The organism is Alteromonas sp. AWQ4_252 (genome assembly GCF_056158205.1).
The window spans coordinates 2,140,904-2,155,037 of record NZ_JBSWSV010000001.1 but is presented as its reverse complement, the minus strand read 5'-3'; the positions used below and the strand labels follow the sequence as shown (position 1 = coordinate 2,155,037).

At 46.5% G+C, this 14,134-nt stretch carries 16 protein-coding genes; all 16 read right to left on the bottom strand.

Annotation, left to right across the window (positions count from 1 at the left end; translation table 11 throughout):
• Position 1: 1 nt before the first annotated feature.
• Entirely contained in the window at positions 2-1,372 is a 1,371-nt protein-coding gene (locus tag ACXACM_RS09535; protein WP_474821345.1) for an AMP-binding protein, read from the bottom strand.
• Positions 1,369-2,136 carry an SDR family NAD(P)-dependent oxidoreductase gene (locus tag ACXACM_RS09530; RefSeq protein ID WP_474821343.1) on the bottom strand — a complete coding sequence of 256 codons (768 nt, stop codon included), beginning with the start codon at positions 2,134-2,136 and terminating at the stop codon, positions 1,369-1,371. The genes ACXACM_RS09535 and ACXACM_RS09530 overlap by 4 nt, the downstream gene beginning before the upstream one ends.
• Positions 2,120-2,296, bottom strand: a complete 177-nt coding sequence (locus ACXACM_RS09525; RefSeq protein ID WP_474821341.1) for an acyl carrier protein — start codon at positions 2,294-2,296, stop codon at positions 2,120-2,122. The genes ACXACM_RS09530 and ACXACM_RS09525 overlap by 17 nt, the downstream gene beginning before the upstream one ends.
• An 81-nt stretch (positions 2,297-2,377) precedes the next feature.
• Positions 2,378-2,953, bottom strand: coding sequence for a GNAT family N-acetyltransferase (locus ACXACM_RS09520; RefSeq protein WP_474821340.1), 576 nt, complete (start codon positions 2,951-2,953; stop codon positions 2,378-2,380).
• Positions 2,954-2,955: 2 nt separating this feature from the next.
• Positions 2,956-3,978, bottom strand: coding sequence for a UDP-2,4-diacetamido-2,4,6-trideoxy-beta-L-altropyranose hydrolase (pseG, locus tag ACXACM_RS09515; RefSeq protein ID WP_474821339.1), 1,023 nt, complete (start codon positions 3,976-3,978; stop codon positions 2,956-2,958).
• Entirely contained in the window at positions 3,975-5,030 is a 1,056-nt protein-coding gene (gene pseI, locus ACXACM_RS09510) for a pseudaminic acid synthase (RefSeq protein WP_474821337.1), read from the bottom strand. Before pseI ends, pseG begins: the two co-directional genes overlap by 4 nt.
• Positions 5,023-5,994, bottom strand: coding sequence for a glycosyltransferase family 9 protein (locus ACXACM_RS09505; protein ID WP_474821336.1), 972 nt, complete (start codon positions 5,992-5,994; stop codon positions 5,023-5,025). Before ACXACM_RS09505 ends, pseI begins: the two co-directional genes overlap by 8 nt.
• Position 5,995: 1 nt before the next feature.
• Positions 5,996-6,688, bottom strand: coding sequence for a pseudaminic acid cytidylyltransferase (pseF, locus tag ACXACM_RS09500; protein WP_474821335.1), 693 nt, complete (start codon positions 6,686-6,688; stop codon positions 5,996-5,998).
• Entirely contained in the window at positions 6,685-7,830 is a 1,146-nt protein-coding gene (gene pseC, locus ACXACM_RS09495; protein ID WP_474821333.1) for a UDP-4-amino-4,6-dideoxy-N-acetyl-beta-L-altrosamine transaminase, read from the bottom strand. Before pseC ends, pseF begins: the two co-directional genes overlap by 4 nt.
• Positions 7,827-8,825: a UDP-N-acetylglucosamine 4,6-dehydratase (inverting) gene (gene pseB, locus ACXACM_RS09490; protein ID WP_474821332.1), complete on the bottom strand. Its 999-nt coding sequence runs from the start codon at positions 8,823-8,825 to the stop codon at positions 7,827-7,829. The genes pseC and pseB overlap by 4 nt, the downstream gene beginning before the upstream one ends.
• A gap of 76 nt (positions 8,826-8,901) precedes the next feature.
• Complete coding sequence (locus ACXACM_RS09485; RefSeq protein WP_474821330.1) at positions 8,902-9,213, bottom strand: hypothetical protein; 312 nt, start codon at positions 9,211-9,213, stop codon at positions 8,902-8,904.
• Entirely contained in the window at positions 9,210-9,638 is a 429-nt protein-coding gene (gene fliS / locus ACXACM_RS09480) for a flagellar export chaperone FliS (protein ID WP_474821329.1), read from the bottom strand. The genes ACXACM_RS09485 and fliS overlap by 4 nt, the downstream gene beginning before the upstream one ends.
• 13 nt (positions 9,639-9,651) lie before the next feature.
• The gene (gene fliD, locus ACXACM_RS09475) at positions 9,652-11,097 is read right to left on the bottom strand and encodes a flagellar filament capping protein FliD (RefSeq protein ID WP_474821328.1); all 1,446 of its coding nucleotides are present in this window, start codon (positions 11,095-11,097) and stop codon (positions 9,652-9,654) included.
• A gap of 15 nt (positions 11,098-11,112) precedes the next feature.
• Positions 11,113-11,562: a flagellar protein FlaG gene (locus tag ACXACM_RS09470; RefSeq protein WP_474821326.1), complete on the bottom strand. Its 450-nt coding sequence runs from the start codon at positions 11,560-11,562 to the stop codon at positions 11,113-11,115.
• 80 nt (positions 11,563-11,642) lie between these two features.
• Positions 11,643-12,467 carry a flagellin N-terminal helical domain-containing protein gene (locus ACXACM_RS09465; RefSeq protein ID WP_474821325.1) on the bottom strand — a complete coding sequence of 275 codons (825 nt, stop codon included), beginning with the start codon at positions 12,465-12,467 and terminating at the stop codon, positions 11,643-11,645.
• A gap of 718 nt (positions 12,468-13,185) precedes the next feature.
• Positions 13,186-14,013 carry a flagellin N-terminal helical domain-containing protein gene (locus tag ACXACM_RS09460; RefSeq protein ID WP_474821323.1) on the bottom strand — a complete coding sequence of 276 codons (828 nt, stop codon included), beginning with the start codon at positions 14,011-14,013 and terminating at the stop codon, positions 13,186-13,188.
• Positions 14,014-14,134 lie beyond the last annotated feature (121 nt).

The following is a 14,134-nucleotide window of genomic DNA, read 5'->3' as shown; positions in this document are numbered from 1 at the left end:
TCTAAGAGGCCACCATTTTAAATATTGAGGCATAATCTGTTTTGCCATTTGCCAATAACGGCCAGTGTTGCATGCATACGACACAACGTGCTTTTGGTGGGCAGTTAACCATCTCGCCTAACAGGGTTTCCACCTGCGTTTCGTCTGCAGGATGACAAGCCACCACGACAAAATCATCACAGCCAGTCACTTTTACACTACACCCTTTTTCTGCAAACAGGCTTTCCAGCCCATCTAAACTCAACCTTTCACCGAAAAGCTTAATAATTCTCTTTTTGCGCCCGGTAATGAAATAGTCTCCATCTTCATCCCGCCGCGCCAAATCGCCAGTATTGAGATGTGTCTTCGGTGTAAAGCTGCTAAGTTCAGACGCACCAGTCACATAACCAAGCATGATATTCGCGCCCTTATAAACAAGCTCACCTTCTACGCCTGCGCCACCGATTTTCTGGCCCTTATCATCGACCAGAAAAAATGTACCACCGGGAACCGGGCGACCTATAGAGCCTGGTTTATCTGATACCCTGTCCGGGGTTAAGTAGCTCATTCGTGCGGTAGCCTCAGTCTGCCCATACATAACGTAAAATTGCTTGTTATGTTTATCGGCATAGTCACTTAATGTTTTAACCAAGGGGGCAGAAAGCTTTCCACCTGCCTGGGTAAAATATCGCAATTGAGGAAGAGGACGGTTTGTAAAACGCAGCCGGATCAACATCTCATAAAACGATGGCACACCTGATAAAGACGTAATGGATTGTCCTTCCAGTAAGGTCCAGAACTCTCTGTTCATCATCGTCAATGCCGTCAGGTGAACCGAGGCTCCAGCTTTCAGATGGGTATTGAGTACCGAAAGCCCGTATGAATATGACAATGGCAAAGTAAGCAATGCAACATCTGAAGCAATGATAGGCAAATAGTCACTGATTGAATCCGTATTCGCTCTCAGATTTTCATAAGACAGCGCAACATATTTACCGCCCCCGGTAGAACCTGACGTAGTCAGGATAACGGCGAGTTCCTTATCAAGGGGATACGGGCCAGATTGCCCATTAATTATTACATGACCCTCAACAATGAGTTGAGGCGACAGTGTGTTATATAACTGTTTTTTTCCCGCCTCTGATAACACAGAAGAATAAAGAATAACGGGATAAGTGAGACGCAAACAGGCCAGATAGGCACAAATGGCCGCCGGTGAATTGTCCATGGAAAGAGCGACGACTCCCCGACAAGGCAAAGCCTGAGTTAATCGTGTCTCCCAACGCCCTACCTGCTGACAGAGCTCCTGGTAAGTTATTATCGCCGTGTCAGTGATGAGCGCCTTTTGGCTTGGATCGTGTTTGTCGATGACTCGCCAAAACGCATCGTTCACGGGCTAAACAGTCCGTCTACAGGCAATACATGCCCGGTAGTATAAGCTGATTGGCGAGATAACAAGAACACGGTTGCCCTTGCCACATCACCAGCTCGCCCTATCCGTTTCATGGCAATACGCCCTTCAATATCTGCTCTTGCATCAGATTCAAAATGGCGGGTAAGCTCAGTATCGATGAACCCTGGCGCGATGGCGTTCACGCGAATACCAATAGCCGCCAATTCCTTTGCCAGCGATTTCGTGGCGCCGGTTAGTGCGGCTTTGCTGGCGCCATATGCACTCATGCCATTTGCGCCTAACTCGCCCACTTGAGAAACGATATTGACGATACTACCGTGACGATGTCGCGCCATGAGCCTACTTGCCAGTTGCATATGCTGATAAGGTGCGAGGAAATTTACATTCAGTTGGTTTTTGAGCCCGTCCATGGAATTCACTGACAGTGCAGCTTCCTCCATGATACCCGCACAGTTTACCAAGCCCATCAAAGGCCCCACATTAGATTGATTCTGATGTTTCTGAATGTGCCGGAAGGCTTCTTTTACTGCTTTTTCATCGGTAACGTCATAATTAAGCGGCGTAACTCGTTCTTCGAACTGGCTCACCAATGCACTAAGTTTCTCTTCATTTCTGCCTGCGGCGAACACGGCTGCACCTGCTTGCACGCACTCAGTGACGATGGCGCGACCAATATCACCGGTTGCACCAGTGACAAGAACTGAACCACCTTTAAGGACTATAGATTCAGAATGTGACGTCATACTTGGCCAATATTTCTTTCGCTTTCGCCACCGTGCTCATATCGATGATATCGTCTGTATCCAACATGACGTCGAAGGTATTTTCGAGCTCTGAAATCAAGATCATATGAGCAGTAGAATCCCATTCCTTGATCGTATTGTAGGTCAGTTGATCAGTCACCTGTTCTTCTGTTACCCCTAAGGCCTGAACAAAAGATTGAACGAGTTTTTGCTGATTGTTCACAAAAAACCTCTTAATTAGCTAAGACTTGCGCGAACGCGACAAGAATGACTTTAAAGTAACAGTTTGCCGCTCATAGGCCTCTTTTTGCAAGCGCAAGTGAACAAAATCATCCTGATTGATGATTTCGTAGCCCAATTGCTGATTGTATTTTAGCGCCGCAGCGTTTGATTGCTTTACCGCGGCCCTAAACGAGTTTGTAGCGAAGTGTGTAAAGCAATAGTCGTACATAGCCAGGGTTGGCGCAAATGCAAGAATGTTTCCCTGATACTTCTCATCGCCAATATACAAACCAGGTTCCAGAGCCCTTGCTGTAAAAACCGTCTCTCCGGAAACCGGCACTTTTACATTTGTCGAACCTATGGGCTGTCCTCGGTATTCAATCACCCAGTGCATCTGGGTTTCGTCATGACTAATTTTTTTGAACCAGGCAGACTGTTGCTCTGCTGTGATAAGTGATGTGGATACCATTTTTTCACGGACAAAATCACTGTTGCGCCACGCTCGAAGTAGCGACAGGTCCTGTTCTGCTACCGGACGCAACGAAACCTGGTAGGCAGAGATTTCAGGCGTTTGTACTAACTGTGTAGAAATCATTGCTAAATCACCCCGGCAATGGCACTTAGCACCTTTTCAGCGCCATCGGCATGATATCGGCCCGCTACGGCGTTATGCATACCGGCGAGTTGTGATGGCTCGTGCCACAATGCACTGACTCTTCTCGCAATGTCTTGTAGCGGTGCCTGAGTTGTACAATCAAACATTTCGCACCATCCTTCCATAACAGCACGCTCAGTTGCCGAGCGTTGATTTTCAGCAACCATCAGCAGAATTGACGGGGTTTCACACACGCCCAGTTCAAACTGACTGCCACCAGCAGCACTCACAGCCAGCTTGCAATGGCGCCACACATCAGCCATATCCTGACTGTTGTGAATATGCTGAATAGGTAGCTCGCTGGCGCTTATTACCTGCTGCAATGCCTGTACCTCTTTGAAAGCCGCGCCGGTTACTACACGAACAGGCACATCGGTCAGTACCTCGCTTAGCGCTGTTATGAGTGGCGCGGTTAATCCCTTAGGATCGCTGCCGCCAATACACACGGCTATACCATGACGCCGATCAAAGGGGATGTTCGCGCCCTGCTGAAACTCTCTTCGCATTAATCGGTATTGTGAGCCAGAGCATACTCTGGCATGAGGGTTTATCTGCTTGTATCGTTCATCAAATGCGCTCGATGTACTGTTTACAATCAACGACGCCAACGAGATTAGAGATAACTGCCCGTCATCCATAATTACCAACGGAATACCGCTTCTGTTCACTGCATCAAGTTCTATAACACTGATGTCGTATCCATCTGCAATGACGGCACAAGCGTGAATGTCTGCAGCTAACGCGCTAAGCCACTCTCCAGCTTGCTTATCCGGCAATGCAGGTATTTCTGTCACAGGGTAAATCCAGTCCTGACGCGCTAGTGCCAGTGCCTTGCCGCCATTGTCGACAACAAAGTGACAGGGAATGTCGCTTTCTTCCGCAGCTTGAGCCAGCGCCAGACAACGCATGAGGTGCCCCATGCCAATTGTCGGTGACACGTTGACGCGAAATAATAACGGTCTCACGGTAAAATGTGTTCCCACTTAAGCGCCGTGCCCTTTTTCAGCGCACAACGGGCTTTTGTACCAGTGACGTTCTGCCAGTGTTTAGGGGCCAGTCCAAATGCCGGTCGCACTATTTTCAGGTTGTGCTTATCTAACACTTCGCCTGCGGCAACGTCTCTACTAACATAAATTGAACGCCTGTATTGCTTGGCCTTCTCTTCAGCGCGACTGCCGCCGTATCGCACCTGTCCCATGGCTTGCCACGCACGCTCAGACTCGGTAACCAGACTTTTAAGCTCTGCAGGTTCTAAAGAAAAAGCAGCGTCTACACCGCCTGCACTGCGGTCGAGAACAAAGTGCTTTTCAATCACTGTAGTACCAAGCGCTACGGAAGCCACCGACACCCCAATTCCACCTGTATGATCACTTAACCCCACCTGACAGTGAAACGCATTGCGCATGTTTGGGATGGTGATCAGGTTCGTATTGCCGGGCTCTGCTGGATAAGTACTAGTGCACTTCAACAGAATAATGTCATCACAGCCGTGTGAGCGCGCACAGTGTACGGCTTGTTCAATTTCGGACAAACTCGCCATGCCTGTAGACATGATAAGTGGCTTACCTTTGCTGGCAGTGTGGGCAATAAGAGGTAAATCTGTTAATTCAAATGAAGCAATCTTAAAGCAGGGTACGTGCAGGCTATCGAGGAAATCCACAGCGTCATTGTCAAAAGGCGAGCTAAATGCCAGCATGCCCAGTTTATTTGCCCGCTCAAACAGAGGTTGATGCCATTCATATGGGGTAGCCGCTTTTTGATAAAGAGCATGAAGAGACGCTCCGTGCCATAAACTGTCTTTCTCGCCGATAACAAAATCATCGTTTTCTACATCCAATGTCATGGAATCAGCGGTGTAAGTTTGTAATTTAATTGCGTGAGCGCCCGCTTCAGCAGCGGCATCAACCATTTTGCAAGCGAGTTCAAAGTTCTGACTGTGATTACCGCTAAGCTCCGCAATTATAAACGGAGGTTCGTCAGGACCAATTATTCTGTCCCCTATTTTTACGTCATGCATGCCTGCGCTCCTCCAAAATAGCAAGTACGCCCTCCACTAATTCCTCAGGAGGAACAGGTTCAGGTGACATATCCGTCGCGAAATCGGGCATCAGTGTTCTTGGGTCAACACCACCACTAATGACCAACGACGGCGTTTCGACGGTGGCTGCCAACCACTGCGGAGCGGACGGCACAGTAACCAGTAATGCGCTCGCTTTAAGTTGTGCCAGGGTTTGCGCCATAGAACAACGGCCATCAAAACCTGTCCAAACGTCACAACCTGCCTGTTCTAGTTGCCTTTGTAAAGTTTCGCCATGGGGATAATGTCGCTCAATGGTTCGGGCATTTGTTGCCAAAGCGATAACCGGACGCTTACTGGAAGAAAAATACTCATCTGGTGCAACATTAATGGACATATTCATTTCAATACCACTAAAGCCACAACATCGTCTTAAATAAAACTCAGGATAGCCCCGTTCAGGAGGATCTCCATACTCCCACCACGTGGTGTGCCATTGTTCCATACTTAGCCAGGAGCTCTGCATATACTGTGCTGGCGTGTTCACATAATCAGCCGACAGCGTTTGATTTTGAAATTTATCAACTAACTCGGCCACGCCAATACCCATGGTGTTGCCAATTACCGGCTCGCCGGCATCTTTGAGAAAGCGCGCCAGAAAACAAGGCATAAACCAGGTATCAAGGTTAATAATCTGTGTGTATTCTTCTCCAAGAATAACTTCTGCTAACCCCAAAAACGTCTGCATCGCATCGACAATATTTTCTGGCCACTCACCTTGTTTTAAACCATAAACCCGAACAGAAGGTTCAGCGAGTTTGAGAATATCTTCGCCTGCAGCATAGGTCAGTGCATGAATTTCGGCGTCTGGGCATTGCTTGCGAATATGACGGATGGCGGGAATACCAATACAGGTAACGTCGCCCAACCCCAGCATGCGGATGATCAGTATCTTTTCTTTCATATTAATCCATTGCTACATAAGCCCGGTACATCAACTCGGCTCGTTGCCAATCTTCTGGCGTATCTATATCCTGTACTAAATGGCGGGGAAGTACCACGGGAATGCTGGTTGTTGCAAACGTTGGCTTACCGGATAACCACGCCGCAGTCGTCCCCCAATAAAACTGGCCTGCATCGTGATAACACTCCACAAGATCCTGAGAGCGCTTGCCCATTTTATCAGGCTGGATGGGCACCACACCTTTCCCTTCCAGGCGAATAGCGCGCTGAATAGGAAAGGGAAACGTGGTAACAGAAAACGCGAAATGCATACCAGCATCTGCCTGCAAACGCTGTAAACCTTCTTTCAACTTTTCAGCCTGAAGAAAAGGCGCTGTAGCATAAATACAGCAGACATTATCCAGTGGCCCTTTGTCCTGCTGGTAGACATCAATGGCGTGTTGCACCACTGGGAAAGTACCCACAACGTCGTTCGCAAGTTCTTCAGGCCGCATAACCACATAAGTCGCGCCATAATCTCTGGCAATGACGGCAATTTCGTCGGAATCTGTGGTTACCACTATATCGTCGAACAACCCGCTTTGCTTTGCGGCCTCCAACGAATACGCAATTAACGGCTTTCCCGCAAAAGGCCTGATATTTTTTCCTACAATACGCTTACTGCCACCCCTGGCAGGTATGACTGCGATGTTCACCTCAACGCCTCTTCAAGACTACTTACTACCCTGTTCTGGTTATCGGCCGAAAGGTCTGGATATAAAGGTAAAGTGATCGCTTTTTGGTAATACATTTCACTGTTGGGAAAGTCGCCATGTGCGAACCCCATACGTTGGTAAAATGGATGTAAGTGAATAGGAATATAGTGTACGTTGACACCGATCCCTTTCTCGCGCAACGTATTAAAAACACGGGTGCGCTGATGCTCTTGAACTTCAATCATGTACAAGTGCCAAGCGCTGTTGCTATCCAACAAAGGGCGTGTCACCGGCAACGAGGCTAGTGCGTGATGGTAATAGTTAGCTTTTTCTAATCTGGCACTGACAAACTCATCAAGTCTTTCTAATTGTACCAGACCGAGGGCAGCGTGCAGATCGCTCAACCTGTAGTTATATCCTAAATCTATTTGTGCGTAGAACCAGGGCTCATTTTCATGTCCAGCGGGCATTTGCGACGATTGTTTAATAATGCCGTGAGAGGCGAATAACCGCAATTTTTCCGCTGTTGCGTTGTCATTGGTAAATACTACGCCACCTTCTGCTGTGGTGATGGATTTAACCGGATGAAAACTACTTACCGTCATCGCTGAATAAGTGCATGCCCCCACTCTATTACCCACATTATCTTTGCCACCCAATGCGTGAGCGGCATCCTCAATAAGGATAATATCCAGAGGTGATGTTAACGCGGCAATGGCCTGCATATCACAGCTACTGCCAGCAAAGTGAACCACCACGATAGCTTTAGGCAATCGCCCGGCTTTAACCGCATTTTTTAATTTGTCTTCAAGAGCAGAAACCGACAGATTTCTGGTGATGGGGTCAATATCAACGAAGTCTATTTGTGCTCCACAGTAAAGTGCAGCATTTGCGGAAGCTGCAAAGGAATTCGGTACGGTCCATACCAGATCTCCCTTGTCCACGCCCGCCGCCAAACACGCTATGTGTAATCCCGACGTTCCACTATTACAGGCCACGGCATAACCAGCCCCCGTGTAGTCACACAATGCCTGCTCAAACGCCGGTACCCGTTTACCCTGAGTTAAAAACTCATTTTTAAGTACCTGAACTACTGCTTCTACGTCTTCGTCATTTACCGAGTGCTTACCGTAGGGGATCATAGCGTTATCTTATCCAGCTCTCGAAGCTCTTCTACCGTAAGGAAATGGGGGTTCTTTCCCGAGTGATATTCAAATTTATCTTCAACCGATACACCTGATTCACCCAGACGATTCTTGAAATAATCCACATTCTTATCAAAAAAGGTGATAGCAGGTGCAATAACAAAGTGATCGTCGAACTCGATTGAATGATGTGCCATTTCTTCAGGCACCATTACTTCATGTAATTTCTCCCCTGGACGAATTCCAATAGTATCGAATTCGCGCTTGCCACTCATCGCCTCAACCAAATCAACAATGCGAATGGAAGGAATTTTAGGTACAAAAATTTCTCCACCCTGCATACGAGAAAAGTTATCCACTACGAACTTTACACCTTCGTCCAGGGTTATCCAAAAGCGGGTCATTTCGGGATGAGTAACGGGCAGGGATTGACGCCCTTCAGCAAGGAGTTTGCGGTAAAACGGCACTACTGAGCCTCTTGAGCCAACCACATTGCCGTAGCGAACAACAGAGAAACGTGGTCCAGATGCACCAGATATATTATTTGCAGCCACAAACAATTTATCTGACGCCAATTTCGTTGCCCCGTATAAATTCACAGGGTTCGCCGCTTTGTCGGTCGAGAGTGCAATGACACGAGAAACGTTGCTGGCTATACAAGCATCGATCACGTTTTGCGCGCCATTGATATTAGTTTTGATACACTCATTGGGATTGTACTCAGCCGCCGGAACTTGCTTTAAAGCGGCAGCGTGTACCACGTAGTCCACACCTTTCATGGCGGTAATCAGACGGTCTTTATCTCTTACATCACCAATAAAGTAACGCATGCAACTTGCGTCGTAATGTTGCTGCATTTCGAATTGTTTTAACTCATCTCGTGAATAAATAATTATTTTTGTTGGCGAGTAGTTGGACAGCAGATAACTTACAAACTTTTTGCCAAAAGAGCCTGTTCCACCGGTAATGAGAATATTCTTGTTATTAAACATGCGATTGATTCCACAAGTTATCTGCTGTTTGTTGGCAGCCTTGATTTATTGAGCGCACCTTGAAGCCCAAACCACACTAACGATATTTTTGTGCTGCTTTTTGACTTCGCACAAAGTGACTTACATCGTCTTTAGCTGATTTTAGCAAAGTTTGCGCCACTTCTAATAACTTATTATTGACGCTAACTTCCTGTTCTGCAAAAGATCTGGCAGTATTTTTATCAAGAGATGATAGATATGACTGGATAAATTCATCGCGCTCTTGAATAAGTGCGCGCAATGTTTGATAGCGGGTTTCATCATCTTCACCCGCCAGGCACAATAAAATCTTAGCGTTGATTTTGACCAGTGCCTGGGGTGTTAGTTCATGATTTAGTTCAGTATTCACACGGCCTGACGTTTTTGGCGCTGGGCTTCGTAAGCTTCTTCTTTTGCAGCTTGAGGTATTTGTACCCATGCATCCCGAATTGGAGTTAACAGGCTAATCACTTCATCCAGGATCTGCAAGTCATTACGTACGTGAGCTTCACCTGTTCGCTCAATCATATACTCGTAAAGAGCAAACATGTTTTCAGCCATTTCGCCACCCACGTCTAAATCTAATGTGTCGCGCAGGTTCATTAAAATAGCTGTTACCCGGGAAAGGAACTCAGATTTTGCTGCATATTCTTTACGCTCCATCGCTCCCTTGGCATAAGCGAGACGGTCAAGTGCGCCTTGCATAAGCATAAGGGTCAACTTATGAGGATCAGCATTGGCAATATCTTGTTTCAAACTGCCTTTTCGATAAGCATTGATGCCTTTCAGTGCCATGATAACTCCTAACTTATCCTAAGGTTGCCAATAAAGCAGAACCCGTCTGATTCAATTGCGATACGGTTTGGTCTAGATTTAAGTACTTGTCCCGTAATATTTGTTCGTAGCTTGCCATTCTCAATTCTAGTCGCTCGCGATCATCATAGATTTCTTCACGATTATCTTTTGCAGCACGCTCCCGCAAGCTAAGGAGACCACTGTATGATGTGTACTGATCAGCAAACTCATAGAGTTTAACGGCAATACCTTCGTTTTCATCAGTAAAAAGTTTGGCAATTTCGTCAAAATTATCTTCCAACGCGTCTTCAAGACGTTCATTACCCGAACCAAGACCAAAATCAGTATCACCTATTTCCAACTCACCGTCGGAATTTAGTTCCACACCAAGCTGGAAAAGACCGCCGAGTGCGGAAGACGACACATTACCACCGACAATAGAACCTAACCCCGTCATAATACCTCGCATCAGGGAATCGCCAGCGAGGGCGCCGTCTTCTTCCAGTTCTGACTCACCGTAGCGGGTCAAATTCTGAAGCTCGGCCATTACCTTGTTATAATTTTCCACAAAGTCACGGATTTTCTTGTCTAATCCATCGCGGTCGTAACCGATTTCCAAGGTTGAAGTTTGAAACGTCACCCCGTCTGCGGCAAAAGGAGAAACGCGGTCAGCTTCAAAGGAGACATTTTGAATGGTATTTTCAAACTCGTTCGTACTGCTTTCTACGACAATACCATCGATAGTAGCCCTGGCGTTAGTTGCGGCTGTAATATTACCCGCCGATATTAGACCGGACGGATTGCTGCTACTCGTCGCCACACGATTAAGCTCTGCCGCACCAGTATCATTAACGATCTCAAGATCGTTTCCATTTCCCGTGACATCAGATGTAAAGACGAGTTTAGGCCCTGCCGACGTACCAGTATCAATGATATTAGCATTAACGCCAAAGTTATCTTCACTATTGTTGATAGCTTCCCGAAGCTGGGTGAGCGTCATGCCGGCAGAAACATTGATACTAAAGGAGTCACCAGTACCACCCACATTAAATGTGAGCGAACCGGTACCGGAAGAAAGCACCGCATCATCTGAGCTGGTGAAATTACCGTCGTCGGTAACAATACGGCTGCCACTAGCGAGTTGCTCGACAGCTATTTCATAGCTGCCACGAAGTGCTGAATTTGATGCCTCGGCAGAAAAGATATCCACGTCTTCATCAGGATTAGTGATAGTAGGTTCACGACCGTTAATGTCGTTATCACTGCGCAATTTGTCGACTGAATCTTTAAAGTCCGATAGCAGGGATTTAACCTGTCCAAGACCGGAAATTTCTGCCTCAACACGATCTTCACGCTCGTTTAGCGCCTCAGTTTTGGGCGTACGTTCAGCATCAAGCAATTGCGTGACCAGATCGTCAAGCGCAAGTCCAGAACCAACACCTAACGATTGTATAGTCATTTGTTACCTCGTCATTTAAACCTGGTTGTTTACAAGCACTCCCACACTACTACCAACATCTTCCTGCAAATTTTTGATCCGTTCGGCGAGCTTTAAAACTTCGTCAGAAGGAATTTGCCGGATAACATCACCAGAAGCAGAATCTTTTACCGTAACAACCGAACGATTAGTTTCTTCGTCAACGGAAAATGCTAAGTTGCGATTCTGAACTTGTAAAAATGCCTCGACCTCACGAGCAGCAACCTCAATATTGTCGAGATCCTGCACCTCTCTGTTCAGGTTATCGGCAGGCGCAGTATTTCCTTGAACATTTTCTTTAGCGGAAACCCCATCAGTTTGGCGAGATGCATTGTTATCACCACTGCCATTTTCTGCTTGAGTATTTCGCAGTGTTGAAGGAGCTTGTAATTCCGCTAAATTCGAAGCAGCAAAATTCTGGCCACTTTGTATATTTGCAATTTCCACATTACCCTCCCATTCTCAAATGAGCAGAAGGGAAATACACAGTGTATTTCCCTAACCCTTTAAGTACGGATCCTCTGTTATTATCCTAACAGAGAAAGCGCAGCTTGTGGACGCTGATTCGCCTGGCTCAATACTGAGATTGATGCCTGTTGTACAATCTGATTTCTTGTTAGTTCTGCAGTTTCTGAAGCGAAATCTGTGTCGCGAATACGTGAACGTGCAGACGAGAGGTTCTCAGAGATACTGCTAAGGTTGCGAATAGTAGATTGGAAACGGTTTTGCAAAGCACCTAAATCAGCACGTACACCACCAACAGACGAAATTGCGTTGTCGATTGCTGTTAGCGCGGCACTCGCCCCACCCGCAGTACCAATATCAATGGTACCAACACCTAAACCAGATGCGCCGAAGCCGCTGGTTCTGGACAAATTAACACTGATAGATTGACCCGCATTTGCACCCACCAGGAAGGTAGCTGAGTAGCCGCCTTTTAACAGGTCAACACCACCGAACTGGGTGTCGGTCGAGATACGGGAAATTTCTGTTTTAAGCGCAGATACTTCTTTTTGCAGTGCTGCACGGTCAGCAGAACTGTTAATACCACTTTGAGATTGCACGGCAAGCTGACGGATACGCTGCAAGCTGGTTGTTACCTCAGCAAGTGCGCCTTCAGTTGTTTGTGTCAACGAAATGGCATCGTTAGCGTTACGCACCGCCTGGTTCAAACCCTGAACCTGAGATGTCAGACGATCTGAAATCTGTAATCCTGCCGCATCATCGCCCGCATTATTAATGCGAAAACCGGATGACAACCGCTCAAAAGACGTACTTAATTTATTGCTTACATCGAACAACTGACGCTGTGCGTTGATAGAAGAAGCATTAGTATTTACATATAAAGACATTTGAATACCTCCTAGGGATTCGATGTATCCAATGCTACAATCAAACCCTGCCAGTTCAGATTCGCCGGGTCACTACTCCCGTTGAATCCCCTCTTCAGTAATGCAAAACGCATCACGTTAAAAGTAATTAAATTACCCCTCAGCTAAAGGTATCGGCCAAAGCTTTAGGATCTTTAGTTTTTTTTCGAAAAAAATTTAAAATAATTACAAGTCATTGCTTTTAAAGAAGTTTATGATGAAAAAAACGTTTAACAAGCACACACATTGCACTAATCAAACAAAATATATGCTTGCAGAAGCGAAAAATTGAGGGAAAAATATGCTTGAAACGCCATGAATACAAGGTATCGGTTTACATACCACAGTATTAGCTGCCGTTTTTTTGACGCAATGTTGGCACAGGTTGTGCTTTTAATTTGTTAGCGTGGGTATGGCGCAGTGTTCTGGCGAAAAAAAGAAAAAAGGCCAGAACAGATGTTCTGGCCAATTTGCTCACGTTAGGAGATAGAGCAAAATAGTAAAATCGTTTCCAGTCGGCTGGCAGGAATAATAGTAGAATTAACTGGCCTCTCAACCACACTTCTACCTCTCAGTCCTGTTAGTCGGCGTTTTCTTCTGCTGGCGGTGCCTTGTGGTGCCGCCAACATTTGGGTTGGCCTCTCAACTCCTCCCCATCAATCCACTTAGCGAAAATGTGCTTAAGCGAATCGAGTACTTCTTAACCTAGTAATGACAATGCTGCCTGTGGCCGCTGATTCGCCTGCGACAAAATTGTACTACTGGCCTGTTGTAAAATCTGATTGCGGGTCAATTCTGCCGTTTCGGTGGCAAAGTCTGTATCCCGGATGCGTGATCTTGCCGCAGACACATTCTCTGAGATATTACTCAGGTTGCGAATAGTTGACTGGAAACGATTCTGAATCGCCCCCAAATCTGCGCGTTTCGCATCCACAATTGATATAGCAGAATCTACCGCGGTTAATGCCGCCGATGCAAGATCTGACGTTAATACGGAGGTATCACTATTACCAACTAAACCAGAGAATCCAAAGCCACCGCTTCTGGAGATATTGACACCTATAGTTTGTCCGGCATTGGCCCCCACAAGGAAAGAGGCAGAATACCCACCGTCGAGAATATCTACTCCGGCAAATTGTGTAGTAGTGGCAATTCTCGAAATTTCTGTTTTTAACGCTGATACTTCTTTTTGCAGCGCCAGCCTGTCTGCAGAACTATTAATACCATTCTGTGACTGTATGGCCAGCACCCGGATGCGTTGCAATGCCGTAGTAATCTCCTGCATAGCTCCTTCAGCGGTCTGCGCCAGGGATATGCCATCGTTGGCATTTCTAACCGCCTGATCAAGACCCATAATCTGGGAGGTCATTCGGTCAGAGATTTGTAAGCCTGCGGCATCATCCGCAGCACTGTTAATTCGAAAGCCTGAGGACAAGCGTTCAAACGCTGTTGTCAGAGCATTTCCAGAATTAAACATTTGCCGTTGTGCGTTCAAAGACGACACGTTGGTATTTACATACAAACTCATGAGTCTCTCCTAACAATTAATAAGCGCTGTATGAATTATTATTGTCAACGCTGTGACGTTAAAAATTGGCATATACTGTGCTAATACTTAGGTGTCAGTGATAAAAAACTGACACATTGCC

Excerpts from the sequence above, each read along its gene's own strand:
- pseC (WP_474821333.1), bottom strand. The coding sequence starts at position 7,830 with ATGATCCCCTACGGTAAGCACTCGGTAAATGACGAAGACGTAGAAGCA.
- pseB (WP_474821332.1), bottom strand. The coding sequence starts at position 8,825 with ATGTTTAATAACAAGAATATTCTCATTACCGGTGGAACAGGCTCTTTT.
- ACXACM_RS09530 (WP_474821343.1), bottom strand. The coding sequence starts at position 2,136 with ATGACGTCACATTCTGAATCTATAGTCCTTAAAGGTGGTTCAGTTCTT.
- pseI (WP_474821337.1), bottom strand. The coding sequence starts at position 5,030 with ATGCATGACGTAAAAATAGGGGACAGAATAATTGGTCCTGACGAACCT.
- ACXACM_RS09465 (WP_474821325.1), bottom strand. The coding sequence starts at position 12,467 with ATGTCTTTATATGTAAATACTAATGCTTCTTCTATCAACGCACAGCGT.
- fliD (WP_474821328.1), bottom strand. The coding sequence starts at position 11,097 with ATGACTATACAATCGTTAGGTGTTGGTTCTGGACTTGCGCTTGACGAT.
- ACXACM_RS09460 (WP_474821323.1), bottom strand. The coding sequence starts at position 14,013 with ATGAGTTTGTATGTAAATACCAACGTGTCGTCTTTGAACGCACAACGG.
- ACXACM_RS09520 (WP_474821340.1), bottom strand. The coding sequence starts at position 2,953 with ATGATTTCTACACAGTTAGTACAAACGCCTGAAATCTCTGCCTACCAG.
- fliS (WP_474821329.1), bottom strand. The coding sequence starts at position 9,638 with ATGGCACTGAAAGGCATCAATGCTTATCGAAAAGGCAGTTTGAAACAA.
- ACXACM_RS09505 (WP_474821336.1), bottom strand. The coding sequence starts at position 5,994 with ATGAAAGAAAAGATACTGATCATCCGCATGCTGGGGTTGGGCGACGTT.